The sequence below is a fragment of the uncultured Thiodictyon sp. genome, from assembly GCF_903828115.1.
In the GTDB taxonomy this organism is placed as follows: domain Bacteria; phylum Pseudomonadota; class Gammaproteobacteria; order Chromatiales; family Chromatiaceae; genus Thiodictyon.
The window spans coordinates 1-2788 of sequence record NZ_CAIKKU010000007.1 but is presented as its reverse complement, the minus strand read 5'-3'; the positions used below and the strand labels follow the sequence as shown (position 1 = coordinate 2788).

General features: G+C 64.8%; 2 protein-coding genes and 1 pseudogene. All 3 read right to left on the bottom strand.

From position 1 onward, the window contains the following. Window positions 1–72: 72 nt before the first annotated feature. Window positions 73–1668, bottom strand: coding sequence for an ABC-F family ATPase (locus QZY48_RS00245; RefSeq protein ID WP_295426340.1), 1596 nt, complete (start codon window positions 1666–1668; stop codon window positions 73–75). Between the two features lie 307 nt (window positions 1669–1975). Continuing rightward, window positions 1976–2179: a cold-shock protein gene (locus QZY48_RS00240; RefSeq protein ID WP_100918635.1), complete on the bottom strand. Its 204-nt coding sequence runs from the start codon at window positions 2177–2179 to the stop codon at window positions 1976–1978. Window positions 2180–2599: 420 nt separating this feature from the next. Continuing rightward, window positions 2600–2788 (bottom strand): annotated as a pseudogene (locus tag QZY48_RS00235) (hypothetical protein); the annotation flags it as partial.

Here is a 2788-nt window from a genome sequence, read left to right as displayed (position 1 = left end):
GGCCGGACGGGGCATGCGCCCCGGCCGGAACGTTTTCCCCTCGTTCGCACGCCCCGACTCCTTTCGGACACCTCAGGCCGCCGCGCGCTCACTCTGCAGATAGTCTTCGTAATTGCCGCGGAAGTTGACTATCCCCTGGGGCGTCAACTCGATGATGCGGGTCGCCAGCGAAGAGACGAACTCCCGGTCGTGACTGACGAAGATCAGGGTGCCGGGATAGTCCTCCAGCGCGGTGTTGAGCGACTCGATGGACTCCATGTCCAGGTGGTTGGTGGGTTCGTCCATCAACAGGCACTTGGGCTTTTGCAGCATCAGCTTGCCGAACAGCAAGCGACCCTGCTCGCCGCCGGAGACCACGTTCACCGGCTTCCTGATCTCGTCCTGGGAGAACAGCAGTCGGCCCAGGGTGCCGCGGATGACCTGCTCGTCGTCGCCCGGCTGCTTCCACTGGTCCATCCAGTCATAGAGCGTGGTGTCGGCGGCAAAGTCGGCCGCGTGGTCCTGGGCGAAATAGCCGATGTTGCTGTTCTCTGACCACTTGAGCGTGCCGCTGTCGGGCGCGAGCTCACCGGCCAGGCTGCGCAGCAGGGTGGTCTTGCCGATGCCGTTGGGGCCGATGATGGCGACCCGTTCGCCGACCGCCACACTCAGGTCCAGGCCCCTGAAAAGCGGCTTGCCGCCGTAGCCCTTGGCCAGAGATTTTACCTCCAGCGCCAGACGATAGAGCTTCTTGTCCTGGGCGAAACGGATGAAGGGGTTGACCCGGCTGGACGGCTTGATGTCCTCCAGCTTGATCTTCTCCAACTGGCGCTGGCGCGAGGTCGCCTGCTTGGCCTTGGAAGCGTTGGCCGAGAAGCGGCTGACGAAGGTCTGCAACTCGGCGATCTGGACCTTCTTCTTGGCGTTGTCGGCATACTGGCGCTGGCGTACCTGGCTGGCCGCGGTCATGTATTCGTCATAGTTGCCGGGATAGAGGCGCAGCTCGCCGTAGTCCAGGTCCGCCATGTGGGTGCAGACACTGTTCAGAAAGTGCCGGTCATGGGAAATGATGATCATGGTGCTGTTGCGCGCGTTCAGCACCTCCTCCAGCCACCGGATGGTGTTGATATCCAGGTTGTTGGTGGGCTCGTCCAGCAGCAGGATGTCGGGGTCCGCGAACAGGGCCTGGGCGAGCAGCACGCGCAGCTTCCAGCCCGGCGCCACGGCGCTCATGGGGCCCTCGTGCAGTGCCTCCGGGATATCGAGCGCCAGCAGCAGTTCGCCCGCGCGCGCCTCGGCCGTGTAGCCGTCCAACTCCGCGTAGTGCACCTCCAGGTGCGCGACCTCCATGCCCTCGGCCTCGCTCATGTGCGCCAGCGCGTAGATGCGGTCGCGCTCCTGCTTGATCCGCCACAGTTCCTCGTGGCCCATGATCACGGTATCGATTACCGTCTGGTCCTCGAAGGCAAACTGGTCCTGGCGCAGCTTGCCCAGGCGCTTGCCCTGGTCCACCGACACGTTGCCGGCGCTCGGCTCCAGGTCGGCGCCCAGGATCTTCATCAGGGTCGATTTCCCACTGCCGTTGGCGCCGATCAGGCCGTAGCGACTGCCCCCACCGAACTTGACGGAGACGTTTTCGAACAACGGCTTGCCGCCGAACTGCATGGTAATGTTGGCCGTGGATATCAAAGCAGGGTTCCGTCAAATGCGAGGGGGGGAAGAAGGGTGGGCCGCCAGGGTTCGACGTGCCTCGATCATGACTGCGGCCACTGGGAGCGCCGCACCCCGGTGCGGCGCGGCCTAGCCGCAGAACGCAACGTGTCGGCCGCTCGCCAGGCTGGCCGCACTGGGGTGCGGCGCTCCCGGTGTCCCGAGCCCTCGCCGGTGCGCCCTGACCGGGATTCTGACGAAGGCCGTTCGGCGGACAACAATAAAAAAGCCCCGCTGGAGGGCGGGGCTTCTTAAGACCAGGCGGCGGGCCACCCGGCCCCCAGGTTTACTGGGCTACGACGTTGGTCGCGCTGGGGCCCTTCTGGCCTTGCTCAACGTTGTAGGTGACGGTCTGTCCTTCGGCCAGCGACTTGAAGCCGCCGCCTTGGACGGCGCTGTGATGGACGAAGACGTCCTTGGTGCCGTCCGACGGGGTGATGAAGCCGAAGCCTTTCTCGTCACTGAACCACTTAACTGTGCCTGTAGCCATTACGGATACCTCTTGGGTGAAACTGAACTGGTGTACATGCAGACGATTGTCGCGATATTACGGAAGGATCTGCCACACGCATCGCGGAGAGGAGGTACTACCGAACCACTACAGGAAAACACTGCACTTGCGACATTGTGCCCAATCCTGAATCTCAATGCAAGGTATTTCTTTCGAGTCCCTCAAGGCGTCGGCGAACGGACCCGGCAGACCAGTGGCAGACCAGTGCCCCCCGGGGGCCATGCCCGCGGCGGGTGCGGGCTCTAAGGGGCAGAACCACCGGGGACGGCGAGCCGTGGTGCTTGCCCGGCATCGCGGCTGCCAAGGATGCTGGACGCCGGGGGGGCGCGGGGACGAAGGGGCTGCACCCGCGGTCGCGGCCCCGCGGACCTGCGTGTCCCGGGAACGCCTATGCCCACATCAGTGCCCACGACGCTTGAGCCAGTCCGCGACCACCGCGGGGTCCAGGCCGCGCAGCAGTTCCCCGGGGTCCAGCCCGCGCAGGCGCTCTTGCGGCGGGATCTGCTCCAGGATGGCCTGGATCTCGTCCGGATTGAACTCGTGTACATGGGCGATCAGCAGGCGGCGGGTGTCGCGCTCGAATTCCTC

Excerpts from the sequence above, each read along its gene's own strand:
- QZY48_RS00240 (WP_100918635.1), bottom strand. The coding sequence starts at position 2,179 with ATGGCTACAGGCACAGTTAAGTGGTTCAGTGACGAGAAAGGCTTCGGC.